14 protein-coding genes are annotated in these 15,645 nt (G+C 68.4%); 5 read left to right on the top strand and 9 right to left on the bottom strand.

The window, feature by feature from the left end:
• Nucleotides 1–5: 5 nt before the first annotated feature.
• The 5 genes from IEX71_RS14770 to IEX71_RS14790 all read left to right on the top strand — a co-directional run bounded on the left by IEX71_RS14770 (nucleotide 6) and on the right by IEX71_RS14790 (nucleotide 5,891).
• The gene (locus tag IEX71_RS14770; RefSeq protein ID WP_188837783.1) at nucleotides 6–1,394 is read left to right on the top strand and encodes a chymotrypsin family serine protease; all 1,389 of its coding nucleotides are present in this window, start codon (nucleotides 6–8) and stop codon (nucleotides 1,392–1,394) included.
• A gap of 3 nt (nucleotides 1,395–1,397) precedes the next feature.
• Complete coding sequence (locus IEX71_RS14775; RefSeq protein WP_188837784.1) at nucleotides 1,398–2,327, top strand: aminoglycoside phosphotransferase family protein; 930 nt, start codon at nucleotides 1,398–1,400, stop codon at nucleotides 2,325–2,327.
• Entirely contained in the window at nucleotides 2,324–3,217 is an 894-nt protein-coding gene (locus IEX71_RS14780) for a T3SS effector HopA1 family protein (RefSeq protein WP_188837785.1), read from the top strand. Before IEX71_RS14775 ends, IEX71_RS14780 begins: the two co-directional genes overlap by 4 nt.
• A 253-nt stretch (nucleotides 3,218–3,470) precedes the next feature.
• Entirely contained in the window at nucleotides 3,471–4,739 is a 1,269-nt protein-coding gene (locus IEX71_RS14785; RefSeq protein ID WP_188837786.1) for a lanthionine synthetase LanC family protein, read from the top strand.
• Nucleotides 4,740–5,891 (top strand): M48 family metallopeptidase, encoded by a 1,152-nt coding sequence (locus IEX71_RS14790; protein WP_229749749.1) that lies wholly within the window; start codon nucleotides 4,740–4,742, stop codon nucleotides 5,889–5,891.
• 9 nt (nucleotides 5,892–5,900) lie between these two features.
• On the opposite strand, the gene IEX71_RS14795 is transcribed toward IEX71_RS14790, so the two are convergent.
• From IEX71_RS14795 to ruvC, 9 genes are all read right to left on the bottom strand, one after another.
• Nucleotides 5,901–6,317 carry a hypothetical protein gene (locus IEX71_RS14795; RefSeq protein ID WP_188837787.1) on the bottom strand — a complete coding sequence of 139 codons (417 nt, stop codon included), beginning with the start codon at nucleotides 6,315–6,317 and terminating at the stop codon, nucleotides 5,901–5,903.
• A 123-nt stretch (nucleotides 6,318–6,440) separates the two neighbouring features.
• A complete protein-coding gene (locus IEX71_RS14800) occupies nucleotides 6,441–8,747 on the bottom strand; it encodes a RelA/SpoT family protein (RefSeq protein WP_188837788.1) in 2,307 nt (768 codons plus the stop codon).
• 69 nt (nucleotides 8,748–8,816) lie between these two features.
• A complete protein-coding gene (locus tag IEX71_RS14805) occupies nucleotides 8,817–9,344 on the bottom strand; it encodes an adenine phosphoribosyltransferase (RefSeq protein ID WP_188837789.1) in 528 nt (175 codons plus the stop codon).
• Nucleotides 9,337–10,494 (bottom strand): protein translocase subunit SecF, encoded by a 1,158-nt coding sequence (gene secF / locus IEX71_RS14810; RefSeq protein WP_188837790.1) that lies wholly within the window; start codon nucleotides 10,492–10,494, stop codon nucleotides 9,337–9,339. Before secF ends, IEX71_RS14805 begins: the two co-directional genes overlap by 8 nt.
• Nucleotides 10,494–12,500 (bottom strand): protein translocase subunit SecD, encoded by a 2,007-nt coding sequence (gene secD, locus IEX71_RS14815; protein WP_188837791.1) that lies wholly within the window; start codon nucleotides 12,498–12,500, stop codon nucleotides 10,494–10,496. The genes secF and secD overlap by 1 nt, the downstream gene beginning before the upstream one ends.
• A complete protein-coding gene (gene yajC, locus IEX71_RS14820; RefSeq protein WP_188837792.1) occupies nucleotides 12,501–12,863 on the bottom strand; it encodes a preprotein translocase subunit YajC in 363 nt (120 codons plus the stop codon).
• A gap of 162 nt (nucleotides 12,864–13,025) precedes the next feature.
• A complete protein-coding gene (gene ruvB, locus IEX71_RS14825) occupies nucleotides 13,026–14,135 on the bottom strand; it encodes a Holliday junction branch migration DNA helicase RuvB (protein ID WP_188837793.1) in 1,110 nt (369 codons plus the stop codon).
• Complete coding sequence (ruvA, locus tag IEX71_RS14830; protein ID WP_188837794.1) at nucleotides 14,132–14,728, bottom strand: Holliday junction branch migration protein RuvA; 597 nt, start codon at nucleotides 14,726–14,728, stop codon at nucleotides 14,132–14,134. Before ruvA ends, ruvB begins: the two co-directional genes overlap by 4 nt.
• Nucleotides 14,725–15,258 (bottom strand): crossover junction endodeoxyribonuclease RuvC, encoded by a 534-nt coding sequence (ruvC, locus tag IEX71_RS14835; RefSeq protein WP_188837795.1) that lies wholly within the window; start codon nucleotides 15,256–15,258, stop codon nucleotides 14,725–14,727. The genes ruvA and ruvC overlap by 4 nt, the downstream gene beginning before the upstream one ends.
• Nucleotides 15,259–15,645: the final 387 nt, after the last annotated feature.

A 15,645-nucleotide genomic window follows, 5' to 3' on the forward strand; every position in this document is an offset into this window, starting at 1 on the left:
GTCCCATGCCTGACGAACGAACGCACGCCCGGGCACAGATCCGCGGCGTCAAGGAGACCGCCGAGGCGGACCTGCTGGCCAAGAAGAACGTCATCGGTGTCGACATCGCGGACAAGGTGACCGACGGCAAGAACACGGGACAGCTGTCGATCGTGGTCTTCGTCGAGGACAAGCAACCGACGTCGAAGCTGTCGGCCGCCGACAGGGTGCCGAAGGAGATCGACGGTGTCCCGACCGATGTGCAGCAGATGACGGTCGAACTGCAGGGTCCGTCGATGCAACTCGTCGACGACGTGACTCCCCAGGTCGACACCACGACCTACGCGGTCCTGCACGGCGGCATCTCGATGGGCCCGCTGCGCAGCGTCTATCTCACGCCGCCGGATGTGACGTCCGCGGGCTACTACATCTTCGCCGGCACGCTGGGCGCAATGGTGCGTGACCGCGGCAACGGCGCGACGATGGCGCTCACCAACTTCCACGTGGCCTGCGTCAACAGCACCTGGTCCGTCGGTGACCGCATGGTACAACCGTCCCTGCTCGACGGTGGCTCCAGCAGCAACCAGTTCGGCAGTCTCACCCGCGCCACCCTCTCCGACGACGTGGACGGATCGGTGGTCACGGTCGACACCGGCAGGTCGACGACACCGAGCGTCCAGGACATCGGCGACGTGGCCGGTCACACCGCCGCAACCGTCGGTGCTGCCGTCCGCAAGCGGGGCCGGACGACCGAATTGACCTACGGCACAGTTATTTCCACTGATTTCACGGTCACGATCAACTACGGCAGCGACGTCGGATCACGCACTCTGCACCATCAGATCCGTGTCCAGACCGACACCAGTCGGTCCGCGCGGTTCTCCGATCACGGCGACTCCGGCTCCGTGGTGATGGACAACAACCGGATGGTCGTCGGCCTGCTCTTCGCCGGGTCGAGCGACGGCCAGTGGACGTTCGCCAACCCGATCCAGTCGGTGCTGGACGAGTTGAACGTCGACCTCATGGTGGCTCCGGTCGTGACGCGGCCGATCGTCTCCTGTCTCAACACGAGGCTGGTGGTCTGCAACATCACCCGCCCGGTCGCGTGTCTGTTCACCCGGAGTGCAGGCTGCAACCTCACACGCACCGCATCGTGTCTGGTCACCCGGGCGGTGGCGTGCAACGTCACCCGCGCGACCTGGTGTCCGGTCGTGACGCGGACCGCGGTGACCTGCAGCGTCTTCACGCGAGCCGGCTGCGACATACCGATCCCCGACCCGGGACCGATCGAAGGCGGGCAGTCCGAGGACGGGCACGGGTATGGCGCGACGGCCGACGTGCCGGAGGAGTACTGGGCCGGTTACCTGGCGGCGTTGGAGGAGATCAACGAGCTCGACGGGCCGGACGAGGCCTGAACGATGAACGGCACTCCGGAGATCCTGTCGCTCGCGGTCCGGGCGGGCCTGGTCAGTGGGAACGACGTGGCTTCCGGAGCGGCCGGCGTCATACCGCTCAGTCGCACCAATGGCGTGCACTGCGTGCAACGAGAGGGACGAGCCGTCGCTTATGCCAAACAGGCCGGTCTCGCCAGCCGACTCGACGGTGACGACGTCGTCGCCGCCGAACGGCTCGCGCTCGACCGCCTGCGCCTCCTCGGTCTGACACCAGCGCTGGTCCTTCAGGGGGGATCCGCGCTGGTGTGGACCGGTGCCGCACCGGGGCACGACCTGACGACGACGACGCTCGACGAGCAGTCGGCACATCGATTGTCGACCGCGCTCGGCCGGGCACTCGCCACCCTGCACACCGCACCGGTGGACGCCGACATACCGGCTGCCCGGGCACCTTGGCCGTTGCTGGCCGAGCCGCTCCCGTCGATGACCACTCATCCGCCGGATCGTGACCGTGACGCAGTGCTCAGCGCTTGGCGTGAACCCGCGATCCGCAACGCCCTACGGCCGCTCGCCGCTGCCTGGGCGCGCGGCACCTGCTGGACGCACGGCGACCTGTCCGCGTCCAACGTCATCGTCGACACCGACGGGCACCTGACCTTCATCGACCTCGAGTCCGCGGGCCGGGGCGACCCGTGCTGGGACCTGGTCACCGCCGAGCAGACGCTCGGGTCGCTCGGCCTGGCGACGACGGTTTTCCGTCGTGCGTATGCCGCGGCCGGCGGCACCGCCCTGCCCTACGCACCCGTGTGGCGGGCGGTGCGTGCCCTCGTCACCGCCTGGCAGTACGCCGCGACGGCCGACGCCCAGAACCACCCCGTCGTCGGGCAGCTGCTGACGCAGGCCCGACGCGACGCCCTGCACACCACCAGACCGATGCCGGAGGGATCCCGATGAGCTGGGACACGCACACCACAACAGAACTCCAGGCCGCGCAGCACGTCCTGACCGTGATGGCCGATGTGGACGACCCGGCCATGGCGCTCTACGAACACTGGTGGGCGGCGCCCCGCCCCGGCGGGACGAGTCGCGGACGATGGGATCCGCCACTGAGCTGGGCGCTGCGCGCCGCCCACGCGGGTGCGCTCACCTGGTCGCCGGTGGAGCACGAAGTGCTGGCCATCGGCGGGTATGGCGCGGCGGTCGTCGCGGACACCGCGCGCCGCACCCGCCGTCGGGCGGTCGGGCGTGGTGACTATCTGACCGCACGGTCCGGCGCCGGTCTTGCACCGTCCATCGGGACCCGGTTGCGCATCACCCGCCGGCGAGGCGGTCACGACGAGCAGGGGTGGTGGCGTACCTGGGGTGACGCCTGGCCGGAGGACGGATCGGCGCAAGACCTGACCCGTCTCTACCTCGCTCCCCGCCGCGTCGAGGTCGCGCGTCTGGTGCACGAGATCACCCGCGTCATACCGCTGTTCACGCAGCAATGGTCGCTCAAGGTCGCGACCGACCCGGCCGCACTGGACCGCGCGGACGGCGTGGTGCTCTACCTGCCGGACGCCTGCCGCTCCGAGGCATTCGATGCCTTGCAGGTCGGGTGTGCCGAGCACGTCCGGAACGCGTCGCCGCCGTTCACCCAGGTGCTCGCGCCCGGTTTGGCCTGGAGCGAGGACCCAGGCAACGGTCAGAGCTTCGGCGAACTCCGCTGTCGTTGGCTCAGTGAGGCTCATCGGCGGGCCGAGGCACGCTCCAGCGCCTTCACCGACGTCGTGGCGGAGGTCTTTGCCGAACACGGGGTCGACCCATTGACGGCGCACCTGCGCGGAGTTGCGGTGGCAGCATGAGCGAGCGAAGCGAGCGACCGGACAAGCACGGGTCGAATGCTGGCTCCCGACGGAGGAGGGAGGCAGCATGAGCGAGCGACCTGACAGGCACGGGTCGAATGCTGGCTCCCGACGGAGGAGGGAGGCAGCATGAGCGAGCGACCTGACAGGCACGGGTCGAATGCTGGCTCCCGACGGAGGAGGGAGGCAGCATGAGCGAGCGACCGGACAGGCACGGGTCGAATGCTGGCTCCCGACGGAGGAGGGAGGCAGCATGAGCATCGTCGTCGAGCCCGTGCGAACGGTGGCCGAACCGATCGGCACGGTCGGCCGGCTGCGCCGCGCGGTGCGCGCATGTGTCGCACTCCTGCAGGAAACGGCGATCGACCTCGGCGACGACGTCACCTGGCCCACCTGGGTGCTGTCAGCCACCGGGACTCCTGAGGGCTGCACCGGGGGCAGATCCTCGTTGTACGACGGCGACGCCGGCATCGTGTGGGCGTTGCAGCGGCTCGGGCCCGCGCTCGGCCGATCGGACGTCGTCTCGCTCGCGCAGCGTGCCTCCGTCGCTCTCGGGCGGCGTCCGTCGTTGCTCGGGCCCGGGTTGTTGTCCGGCGCGGCCGGAGTGGAGTTGGTGTGTGGGGCGAGCGCGGGATCACGCGGCGCATCGATCGAACTGTCGGCCGCGCTCCCCTCCAGCGACCTCACCTCAGGACTGGCCGGCGCCCTGCTCGCGCTCACCCGGCTGCCCGACGCTGCGCCCGAGGTCGCGGGCCCGCTCATCGATGCCTTGTGGGCGCGTTCGGAGCAGCAGGTGTGGGGGCGCGGGTGGCCGGATCCCACCCAGGCGGCCGACGCGGCACGCCCCTTGTGCGGTATGGCGCACGGCGCGAGCGGAATCGCCTGGGCGCTCGCCGAATCCGCTTGGCGTTGGGGCGAATTGGCCGACTCGGCGTTGTCGCTGGCGCAGGAGGCGCTGCGCTTCGAGGCCGCGTGGTCGAATCCGTTGCATGGCGGCTGGCCGGACCTGCGCGAGGCGTACCCGGTGTGGGCGGCGCGCTGGTGCCACGGTGCGGCTGGCGCAGGCGCCGTACGGCTGCGCCTGCTGGAGCTGGCCGCGCACGGGCTCGACGTGCCGTGGCCGGAGGATGCGATCCGTGCCGAGTTGGAGGTCGCGGTCCAGGCCTGTGGCGCCGAGTTGTGGCTCGAACGCGAGTCGTGGCGGGCGTATGGCGCCAGCGGACTCGGCCAGGGCTGGACCCTCTGCCACGGGCTGGGGGCGCCGGCCGCGGTGCTCGACCTCGCCGCAACGGTTCTCGACGAACCGGCGCACCGCGCCCTTGCGCTCGACACCGCCGTCGACTTCCTCGACGTCGCGGGTGACGACCCGAGTCACTGGCCCTGCGGGCTTCCGGACGCGGACGGTGATCTCGCGCTGTTCAACGGGGTCGCCGGCACCGCGGTGCTGCTCGCGGACCTGGCGGGCATGACGGGCCCGGGCGCCGGTGCTGACCACAGTCGCCCGGCGGTGTTGCTCGGCTGAGTGACGGTGCGGAACGAGGTGATCGGCGTTGGCGTCATACTGGCCCGCACCGACGACCACACCACAGGGGCACATGGCATGGGTGACGACACCGACCTCAACCAGATCATCTCGGCGCCGGGACGGGTCCGTTTCCCGGACATCTCACCGCGCGCCTACGAGCATCCCGCCGACCGCGGTGTCATGGCGACGATGCGTGCCGTGCCCGGCCTGTCGGACATCCTGCGTGCGTTGTCCGGGGTCTTCCCCGAGCGGGGTGAGCGGCTGATGGCTCTCGGGTCGTGCATCCGGGTCGGCGAGAAGCAGTACCCGAAGCTGCACCAGATGCAGGTCGAGTGTGCCGAGATCCTGGACCTGCCACGGTTGCCGGCGATGTTCGTCCAGCGTGATCCGGAGGTCAACGCACTCACCATCGGCATCGACGAGCCCTTCATCATCCTGACCACCGGTCTGCTCGACGCGATGGACGACGACAGCATCCGGTTCTCCATCGGGCACGAGATGGGGCACGTGCTGTCCGGTCACGCGGTGCTGCGGACGTTGCTGGTGCGCCTGTTGTCCATGCAGACGACACTGTCCTGGATACCGGCGGGCGCACTCGGCATACGCGCTGTGGTCGCGGCGCTGCGCGAGTGGTACCGCAAGGCAGAGCTCACGTCGGACCGCGCCGGGCTGCTGTGCGCGCAGGACCCGCAGGCGGCACTTCGGGCGCACATCCTGCTGGCCGGCGGCGTGGACCCGGACGAGATCGACGTGCCGTCGTTCCTGCAGCAGGCCGAGGAATACCTCGGTGTCGACGACATCCGCGACTCGATCCACAAGCTGCGTGCGGTCGAGGGCATGTCGCACCCACTGGCGGTCGTCCGTGCTCAGCAGCTGCAGAAATGGGCCGGCTCGCAGGAGTACCGGGCGATCCTGGCGGGCGACTACCTCCGCCGCAGCAGCGACGATCCGGCCACTCTCGGCAGCGATCTCGGCGGTGCGGCCAAGTCGTACAAGCAGGCGGCGTCCGAGTCGACCGATGCACTGGTGAACGCGCTCAACAATGTCGGGGAGCAGGTGGGCAAGATGGGCGTCCGCGTCGGCGGGTGGTTCAATCGGCCGAACGATCCGTCGGGCCCGCCGCGCACCGACCGGTCCACCGACAGCTGACGTCGCCCGTCAAGCGGCCACCAGGTCATCCGGCGCGAAGACCTGGACCCGGTCACGGGTCGCCAGGTGGATCGGCCACTGCGGACGCAGGTCGCGCAACGCCTCGGTCAACGCGATGGCCCACCGCCGGTCTCCTTCGGTGATCTCCGACGGCCCGGGCCTCGAGAGCAACATCGGCACCTGCGCCACGCCGACCTCCTCACGGACCCGAGCGATGAGATCGCCGATCGCGTGCACGTCCCGCGAGTCGGGCAGGATCGGTATGTCGTCGATGGGCACGATGAGATCGGATTGTCGCCCCTCCTCGTCGAGGAAGATCAACCACAGGCTGCGGCGGCCGAAACCGCCGTCGCCCATCAGTTCCTCCCAGCGCTCGAAGAGGTCGTGCTCGGTCCGGATCGGCTTGTGTTCACGTGGTGTTGTCATGCATCCAGAGCATGCACCGGGGCGTCATACGCGCGCAGAAGTTGTCCACAGGGTCCGCGTTGGGCCCGGATCGGACGACGACCAGCCGTTCGTCCCGCCGAGCCGGACCGGCGGCTCGAGACGTCAGGCGTGCGAGGCAGTTTCGGTGCTGCGGTGGCCGGACCCGGTGATCCGGTAGACGTCGAACACGCCATCGATCTTGCGGACCGCCTTGATGACGTGCTCGAGGTGGTTGGGGTCGCCCATCTCGAAGGTGAACTTCGAGATCGCGACGCGGTTGCGGGTCGTCTGCACCGACGCGGACAGGATGTTGACGTGCTGTTCGGACAGCACGCGTGTCACGTCGGACAGCAGCGCGTTGCGGTCCAGCGCCTCGACCTGCAACTGGACCAGGAAGACCGACGCCGCGGATGGGGACCACGCGACGTTGATCAACCGCTCCGGCTGAGCCAGCAGCTGCTCGGCGTTGGTGCAGTCCCGCCGGTGCACCGACACACCGTTGCCGGTCGTGACGAAGCCGATGATGTCGTCGCCGGGCACCGGGGTGCAGCAGCGGGCCAGCTTCACCCACACGTCGTCGGTGCCGACCACGGTCACACCCGGATCGGTGTCCGCGGACCGCCGGTTGCGGCGCACCGGGTTGGTCGCCTCGGCCAGATCCTCGGTGGTGGCGTCCTCGCCGCCGAGCATCGTCACCAACTGCTTGACCACGTGCTCGGGTGAGACATGGCTGTCGCCGATGGCGGCATACAGGGCGTCGATGTCCTGGTACTTCAACCGCTCGGCGACCGAGGTCAGCGACTCGTGCGACATCAGCCGCTGTATGCCGAGGCCCTTCTTGCGGATCGTCCGGGCGAGGGCGTCCTTGCCGTTCTCGATCGCTTCCTCGCGGCGCTCCTTGGAGAACCACTGGCGGATCTTGTTGCGGGCACGTGGGCTCTTGACGAAGCCCAGCCAGTCGCGGCTGGGCCCGGCGCCGTCGGCCTTCGACGTCAGGATCTCCACGACGTCGCCGTTCTCGAGCGGGCTCTCCAGCGGCACCAGGCGTCCGTTGACCCGACCGCCGATCGTGTGGTGCCCGACCTCGGTGTGCACGGCATACGCGAAGTCGACGGGGGTCGACCCGGCCGGCAACCCCATGACCGAGCCCTTGGGTGTGAAGACGTAGACCTCACGGGAACCGACGTCGAAGCGCAGCGACTCCAGGAACTCACCCGGATCGGCGGTCTCGCGCTGCCAGTCCAGCAACTGCCGCAACCAGCTCATGTCGTTGCCGGGACCGTCGCCCTCGGTGTCGGCGTCGCCCTTCTTGGCGTCTTCCTTGTATTTCCAGTGCGCCGCGACACCATATTCGGCGCGACGGTGCATCGCGAAGGTGCGGATCTGGATCTCCACCGGCTTGCCCTGCGGTCCCATGACCGTCGTGTGCAACGACTGGTACATGTTGAACTTCGGCATCGCAATGTAGTCCTTGAAGCGCCCGGGCAGCGGACTCCACCGCGAATGGATCGTGCCGAGCACGGCATAACAGTCGCGGACCGACTCCACCAGCACCCGGATGGCCACCAGGTCGTAGATGTCCTCGAAGTCGCGGCCGCGGACGATCATCTTCTGGTAGACGGAGTAGTAGTGCTTCGGCCGACCAGTGACGGTGGCCTTGATCTTGGCCGAGCGCAGGTCGCCGGTCACTTGCTCGCGGACGCCCCGCAGGTATTCCTCCCGAGCCGGCGCCCGGTCGGCCACCAGCCGGGCGATCTCGTCGTAGACCTTGGGGTAAAGCGTGGCGAAGGACAGGTCCTCCAGCTCCCACTTGATGGTGTTCATGCCCAGCCGGTGCGCCAGTGGAGCGTAGATCTCCAGCGTCTCGGTGGCCTTGCGCTGCGCGGACTCGGCGGACACATAGCGCCAGGTGCGCGCATTGTGCAGCCGGTCGGCCAGCTTGATGACCAGCACCCGGATGTCCCGCGCCATCGCGATGACCATCTTGCGGACGGTCTCGGCCTGCGCGGCGTCGCCGTAGGTCACCTTGTCCAGCTTGGTGACACCGTCGACCAGCATCGCGATCTCTTGACCGAACTCGTCCGTCAACTGCGTCAGGCTGTACGGCGTGTCCTCGACCGTGTCGTGCAGCAGTGCCGCGGCGAGGGTAGGTGGCGTCATACCGAGCTCGGCCAGGATGGTGGCGACAGCGAGCGGGTGCGTGATGTAGGGGTCGCCCGACTTGCGCAACTGGCCCTGATGCGCCTTCTCGGCCACGCCGTAGGCACGGTCGATGACCGCCAGATCGGCCTTGGGATGCGTCGCCCGCACGATGGCGAGCAAGGGCTCGATCTCGCGGTTGGTGCTCGGCCGCGGAGCGCCGAACCGGACGAGCCGGGCTCGCACCCGAGAGGCACCCGACGGGTTGCTGGTGCGCTCTTCCTGACTCATATATGGAGTGTAATCGCGCGAGATGGCCGAACCGGACCGGCGGTCAGCCGGAGGACTCCGCGGGGTGACTCAGTCGACGAGAATGGCGCGGACCTCGCGACCGGGCAGCTTGTCCCGGCCGTTCAGGAAGCTCAGCTCGAGCAGCATCTCCAGGGCGACAACCTCGGCACCGGCACCTTCGACGAGATCGCATGCCGCCGCCGCGGTGCCACCGGTCGCGAGCACGTCGTCGACCAACAGCACGCGATGACCGGCCGTGAACGCGTCGGTGGTCACCTCGATCGTCGCGGTGCCGTACTCGAGATCGTAGGACCGGGTGTGCGTGTCGCCGGGCAACTTGCCGGCCTTGCGGATCGGCACGAACCCCAGACCCATCCGCAACGCCAGCGGCGCACCCAGGATGAACCCGCGGGCCTCGACACCGGCGACGACATCGACCTTGCCGGCCCACCGCTCGGCGATGTCGTCCAGCACGACCTGGAACGCTTCCGGCTCCCGGAAGAGCGGAGTCAGGTCCTTGAACATGACGCCTGGCTTCGGGAAGTCGGCCACCTCACGGGTGTGCGCTGCGAGGATCCGGGCTGCGTCCTCAGTCATTGTCGTCGCGCTTGGCGAGCGGGTGGATCTCGCGGTGGCGCACCTTGGTCGCCGCCGCCGCCTTGGCGGCCTTGGCGCGCTCCGGCTCGATCACGCCGGACGAGGACTCCCCCGGCGTGTGCTGCTCGCGTGTGCCGGTCCGGGCCAGCACGCTCGCCTGGCTGGTCTGGTAGGCCAGCGCACGACGGTCGAGCTCCTTGATGTTCGCCTCCCGATGCCGCAGCGATGTCAGCAGCGGAGTGGCGATGAAGATCGAGGAGTAGGTGCCGACGGCGATACCGAAGAACAGTGCGACAGCCAGGTCGAGCAGGGTGCCCGGTCCGAGGAAGACGATCCCGACCACCATGATCGCGGTGATCGGCAGCAGTGCGACGACCGAGGTGTTGATCGAGCGGACCAGCGTCTGGTTGACGGCGTAGTTGGCCGCCTGTGCGTAGGTCCGGTTGCCGTCCCGGATCGCCTCGTCGGTGTTTTCCCGCACCTTGTCGAAGACGACCACGGTGTCGTAGATCGAGTAACCGAGGATCGTCAGGAAGCCGATCATCGTCGCCGGTGAGATCTCGATGCCGGTCAGCGCGTAGATACCGACGGTGAAGAACAGGTCGTGGACCAGCGCGACGAGAGCGGCCGCGGCCATGGTCCAGGTGCGGAAATAGACCGACAACAACAGCGCCAGCAGCAGCAGGAAGACGATCAGTGCCTGGATCGCCTTGTGCGTGACCGAGCTTCCCCACGACGGCCCGATGAAGTCCGTGCTCACCGAACTCTGCTTGACATGGAACTCCTTGGCCAATGCCTCGGCCACCTTGTCGGTGTCGGCCGACGTGCCCTTGCCGAGCTTCTTGGACTCGATGGTGACCGTGGTCGCGCCGGCCTTGGTGACCTGCAGGTTGTCGGCCGACCCCACGGCCGACTTCACCGCATTGTGCGCACGCGAGTCGAAGTTCTTGGTGTTCTGGATATTCGCTACGGAGATGTGCGAGCCGCCCTCGAACTCCAGGCTGAAGTTCAGACCGCGACCGAAGATGCCGACCGCAGCGATGATCAGCAGGATGCCGGTGAGGAGATACCAGGTGCGGCGCCGACCGATGAAGTTGATCTGTCGCCGACCGGTGAAGAGGTCGTTACCGAACTGCGCGAAGCTCGCCATCAGGCCTGCCCTCCTTCGGCTGCGGTGGAGCCCGCGGCCGCCTTGCGGTCGGCGATGGTGACCCGTCCGCGACCGGCATACGTGACACCGGCGGCACCGAGCCGGTCCGGATCGAACCCGGACCATTTGTGCCCGCTGCCGAAGAACTTGGTCTGCGACAACAGCGTGAGCACCGGATGGGTGAACATCATGACGACGGCGATGTCGACGAGTGTCGACAACCCGAGGGTGAACGCGAACGCCTTGACGTTGTCCTCGGACAGCACGTAGAGCACGGCTGCGGCGAGGAAGTTGACCGCGTCCGAGACGATGATCGTCCGTCGGGCGCGACCCCAACCGGTCTGCACGGCGGCCCGCAAGGGCCTACCGGATCTGACTTCGTCTCTCACCCGCTCGAAGTAGACGATGAAACTGTCCGCGGTGATACCGATCGACACGATCAGACCGGTGACGCCGGCCATGGTGAGGCGGAACCCGCTGGTGAAGCCCAGCAGGGTGACCAGGCCGTAGCTCAGCACGCCCGCGACGATCAGCGATGCGACGGTGACGAAACCGAGCGCGCGGTACTGCAGCAACGAGTAGAGGACGACGAGCAGCAGGCCGGCCAGGCCGGCGAGAATGCCCTTCTGCAACTGGTCGGTGCCGACCTCCGGGCTGACCTGGTTGGAGGTCAACTCCTTGAACGAGAACGGCAACGCACCGAACTTCAGCTGGTTGGCCAGCGTCTTGGCACTGCTCTCGGTGAAGTTGCCGGTGATGGACGCCTTGCCATCGGTGATCACACTCCGCGAACCAGGGGCGGAGACGACCTTGCCGTCGACCGTGATCGCGAACTGGTTCTTGGGGTTGCCCTCGCCGTATGGCGTCAGACGCTTGGTCACGTCCGCGAATTCCTTGGCACCCGTGCTGTCCAGGCTCAGGGTGACCTCGACCTGGTTGGTCGCAACGCCCTGTTGGTTGGTCTGGTTGCCGTAGCCGGCGTCCGTGAGGTGCTTGCCCTCGACCTCGACCGGGCCCATCAGGTATTTGTAACCGTCACCGCAGCCGACGTCGGGCTGGCTGTGCGGTGCGCGGGCAGCGATCTCACGCCACTCCACGGCGGGTTTGCCCTTGGGCGCCTGCGCCTGGGTGCACGGGAACGCCTGGAAGAGGTCCTGGTAGGTGTCGCCGGACTGAGCCAGGCCGTTCTGGATCCAGATGGAATCGACCGGGAACTTGGCCCAGGCGTCATCGCTGCCGTTGGCCGGCTGCGGCTGGGCACCGGGCAGCTGACGATCCGGAGCGGGCGCAGGACTCGGCTTCGGCGTGGCGGACGACGAGCTGCCCGCCGGGGACGATGCCTTGGACGACGGGGACGTCGGCTTCTGGGTGTCGGCCCGGAATGCCTGCGGCAGGATGTCGTTGGCGCCCGAGGTGGACTTCGAGGCCGGAGACTTCGAGGCCGGAGACTTCGAGGCCGGAGACTTCGAGGCCGGAGACTTCGAGGCCGGAGACTTCGAGGCCGGAGACTTCGAGGCGGACCCGCTCGTGGGTGAGCTGCTCGGCGACGCCGAGCCACTCGGAGTCGGGGTGGCGCCCTGGGGCGTCGGCGCGGCGACCTGTTGCGAGGAGATCACCGGCCGGAACGACAGCTCCGACGACTGCGCCAGCGATTTCAGGGTCTGCTCGCTCGGGTTGCCCGGCAGCGACACCTGGATCAGCTTCTTGTTCAGGGTTGAGACCTCGGCCTCGGAAACACCGTTGCCGTTGACGCGGTTGCGGATGATGTTGACGGCCTGCTCGACCTGCCCCGCGTTGACCTGCTCGCCCTTGCCGACGATCGGCTGCAGGGTGATCTGCCGGCCGCCCTCGAGGTCGAGGCCGAGCAGCGGAGTCCACTGGCCCTTGGGCGAACCCCAGGCAGCGGTGCCCGCGATGCCGGCATACACCGCCACGATCAGCAGCAACAGGATGGTCAGGATCTGCCGGGGTTTGCCGGCAGTTGATCGACGTGCTCGGGTTGCCACCTATTCGGCCTTCGTCTCGGGAGCTTGGTCGTCGCCGCGCTTGTCGAGATCGACTGATGCCGGTGTCTCGGACTCGGACTCGGTGTCTGACTCGGACTGCGTGGTGCTGCTCGGCGCCCCGATCTGGCTACGCGGCACGATCGCGCGACGGACGAAGCGCAACTGCACACCCGGAGACACCTCGATGGTGCCCTCGTCGTCGTCGAGCGAGACCAGCGTGCCGAGCAGGCCGGAGGTGGTGCTGATCTCCTGGCCGACCTGGATCTGGTCCTGCGCGGCGCGCATGTTCTGTTGGCGCCGACGCTGGGTCCAGAAGAGCCAGGCGATCAGCAGCAGGGGCAGCAGGAAGATCAGCGAGCCCATGTCTGCTCCAGTGCGTACATCGAAAAGTCAGTCCTTGATATCGGTAGGCGTCGGGCAGCATTGGCGGCCGACGGGAGAGTCTAAGTGAGCAACGTCGCTGAAGGGCGGTCGGGTTCCGGCCGCGCCGGAGTCAATCCCCGAATCGACCGCCCGTGTCGGCTGTCAATCTCCGAATCGACTGTCCGCTTCGTCGGTCAAAGGTAAGGGTATGGCGCCCACCGCCGTCGCCGGTGCTGTGAGGCCGAGGTGTTTCCACGCGAGCGCGGACGCCGCCCGGCCCCGTGGGGTGCGTACGAGATAACCCTCCCGCACCAGGTAGGGCTCCGCAACGGTCTCGACGGTGTCCGGCTCCTCGCCGACGGCGACCGCAAGGGTCGACAACCCGACCGGGCCGCCGCCGAACCGGCGGCACAGCGCGTCGAGAACAGCTCGGTCCAGTCGGTCCAGACCGCTCTCGTCGACGTCGAAGAGCGCCAGTGCAGCCCGCGCGGCGCCGAGGTCCACCACGTCCTTGCCATGCACCTGCGCGTAGTCGCGCACCCGCCGCAGCAGCCGATTGGCGATGCGGGGCGTGCCACGCGAACGGCCGGCGATCTCGTCGATGCCCTGCGCGGTGGAGTCGATCCTGAGCAGGGTCGCGTTGCGGGTCAGGATCGCGGCCAGGTCCGCGGTCGCGTAGAAGTCGAGATGTCCTGTGAAGCCGAACCGGTCGCGCAACGGCGCGGGCAGCAGGCCGGCGCGGGTCGTGGCGCCGACCACGGTGAACGGCGGCAACTCCAGCGGTATGGCGGTGGCGCCCGGTCCCTTGCCGACGACCACGTCGACCCGGAAGTCCTCCATCGCGAGGTAGAGCATCTCCTCGGCGGGACGCGCCATCCGGTGGATCTCGTCGAGGAAGAGCACCTCGCCCTCGGCCAGCGACGACAGGATCGCGGCGAGATCGCCCGCGTGCTGGATCGCCGGACCGCTGGTGATGCGGATCGGCTGCTCGAGCTCCGCCGCGATGATCATCGCCAGGGACGTCTTACCGAGTCCGGGCGGACCGGACAGCAGCACGTGGTCCGGTGGCCGCTGGCGTCGGCGGGCGGCCTCCAGTAGCAGGCCGAGTTGGTCACGCACACGTGGCTGTCCCGGGAAGTCGGCCAGGCGCTTGGGTCGCAGTGCGACCTCGAGCCGGCGCTCGTCCTCGTCACCTCCGGGGTCGACGATCCTGGCCGAGGCGTCATACGACCCGTCGACGTCGCGCTCGAAGTCCTCGTCCACGCCGGTCATCGTCCCAGCTCACGCAGCGCGGCCCGCAGCAGCGCGGAGACCTCGGTCAGCTCCGGCTCGGCGGACGTGACCTTCGCGACCGCGTCGTCGGCCTGTTTGGCAGACCAGCCCAGCCCGATCAACGCCTCGCTCACCTGGTCGTGCCGACCACTCGTCGGCACGGCGGGAACGTCGGTGGTGTCGCCGGTGATGAGTGGGCCGACCTTGTCCTTGAGCTCGAGCACGATCCGCTCGGCGCCCTTCTTGCCGATGCCGGGTGTCTTCACCAGCGCAGCCACGTCGCCCCCGGCGATGGCGGCGCGTATCTGGTCGGGACTGGCAACAGCGAGCATTGCCAACGCGATCCGCGGACCGACACCACTGACCGTTTGCACCAGCTCGAAGAGGTCGCGCTCGTCGCCGCTGCCGAAGCCGTAGAGCGTCAGGGCGTCCTCACGCACCACCAGAGTGGTCGAGAGGCTGGCCTCTCCCCCGGCGTGCAGCGCCGCTGCGGTTCCCGGCGTCGTGTGGGTCAGCAGACCGACCCCGCCGACCTCGACGACGACCTGGTCGAGCCCGACGTGCAGCACGGTCCCGCGCAGTGTCGCGATCATCCACGTCCTCCTGTCGCCGCGCGCTGCCGTGCCACCGCGGCCGCGATGCGGTCCTGGGCACCGCCGCGCCATACGTGACAGATGGCGATGGCCAGTGCGTCGGCCGCATCGGCCGGCTTGGGCGGGGTGTCCAGTCGCAGGATGCGAGTCACCATCGAGGTCACCTGTGCCTTGTCGGCGCGACCGTTGCCGGTGACTGCGGCCTTGACCTCACTCGGCGTGTGCAGCGCGAGCGGTAGGCCGCGGCGCGCAGCGGCGAGCATCGGTATGGCGGAGGCCTGGGCCGTGCCCATGATTCCCTTGATGTTCGCCTTGGCGAAGACCCGCTCGACCGCGACCGAGTCGGGCTCGTGCCGCTCCATCCACTCGTCGATCTCGGTCTGCAGGCTGAACAGTCGCTCAGCCGGATCGTCGGTGACAGGGGTGCGCACCACACCGACCGCGATCATCCGCACCGGCTGCCCGATGCCTCCTTCGACCACGCCGAGACCGCAACGGGTCAGGCCGGGGTCGACTCCGAGCACTCGCACAGCGGGGCAGCTCCTTCTTCGGCAGACGGGTCCGACATATGTTCGGTCTTCGTCAGCTTAGGCGGGCGCACCGCCATACCCGTGAAGGCGCGAGCGGCGCGTCGGCGATGCAGGCCTTGGGCCACGCCCCGGTCATACCTCTCCCCAGTGTCAGCCCGTGCGCGGCTCACGTCGGCAAATTCGTCGATTGCTCGACACTGGGGAGACCTGTGCACGTCCCGGGGACTTCCTGCCTACGATCGGTCTCGGCGGTCAGCGCGAGTACGGCGTCCTGTTCGGGCAGTACGACGCAGAACTGTCCGAGCGCGCCGTCCCCTAGAAATCCAGTGCGACCCATCCAGAACTGGAAACCGTAGCCGCGGCCCAGTCGGGACTTGGTTCGTCGAC

The sequence above is a fragment of the Flexivirga endophytica genome (genome assembly GCF_014640635.1).
In the GTDB taxonomy this organism is placed as follows: domain Bacteria; phylum Actinomycetota; class Actinomycetes; order Actinomycetales; family Dermatophilaceae; genus Flexivirga; species Flexivirga endophytica.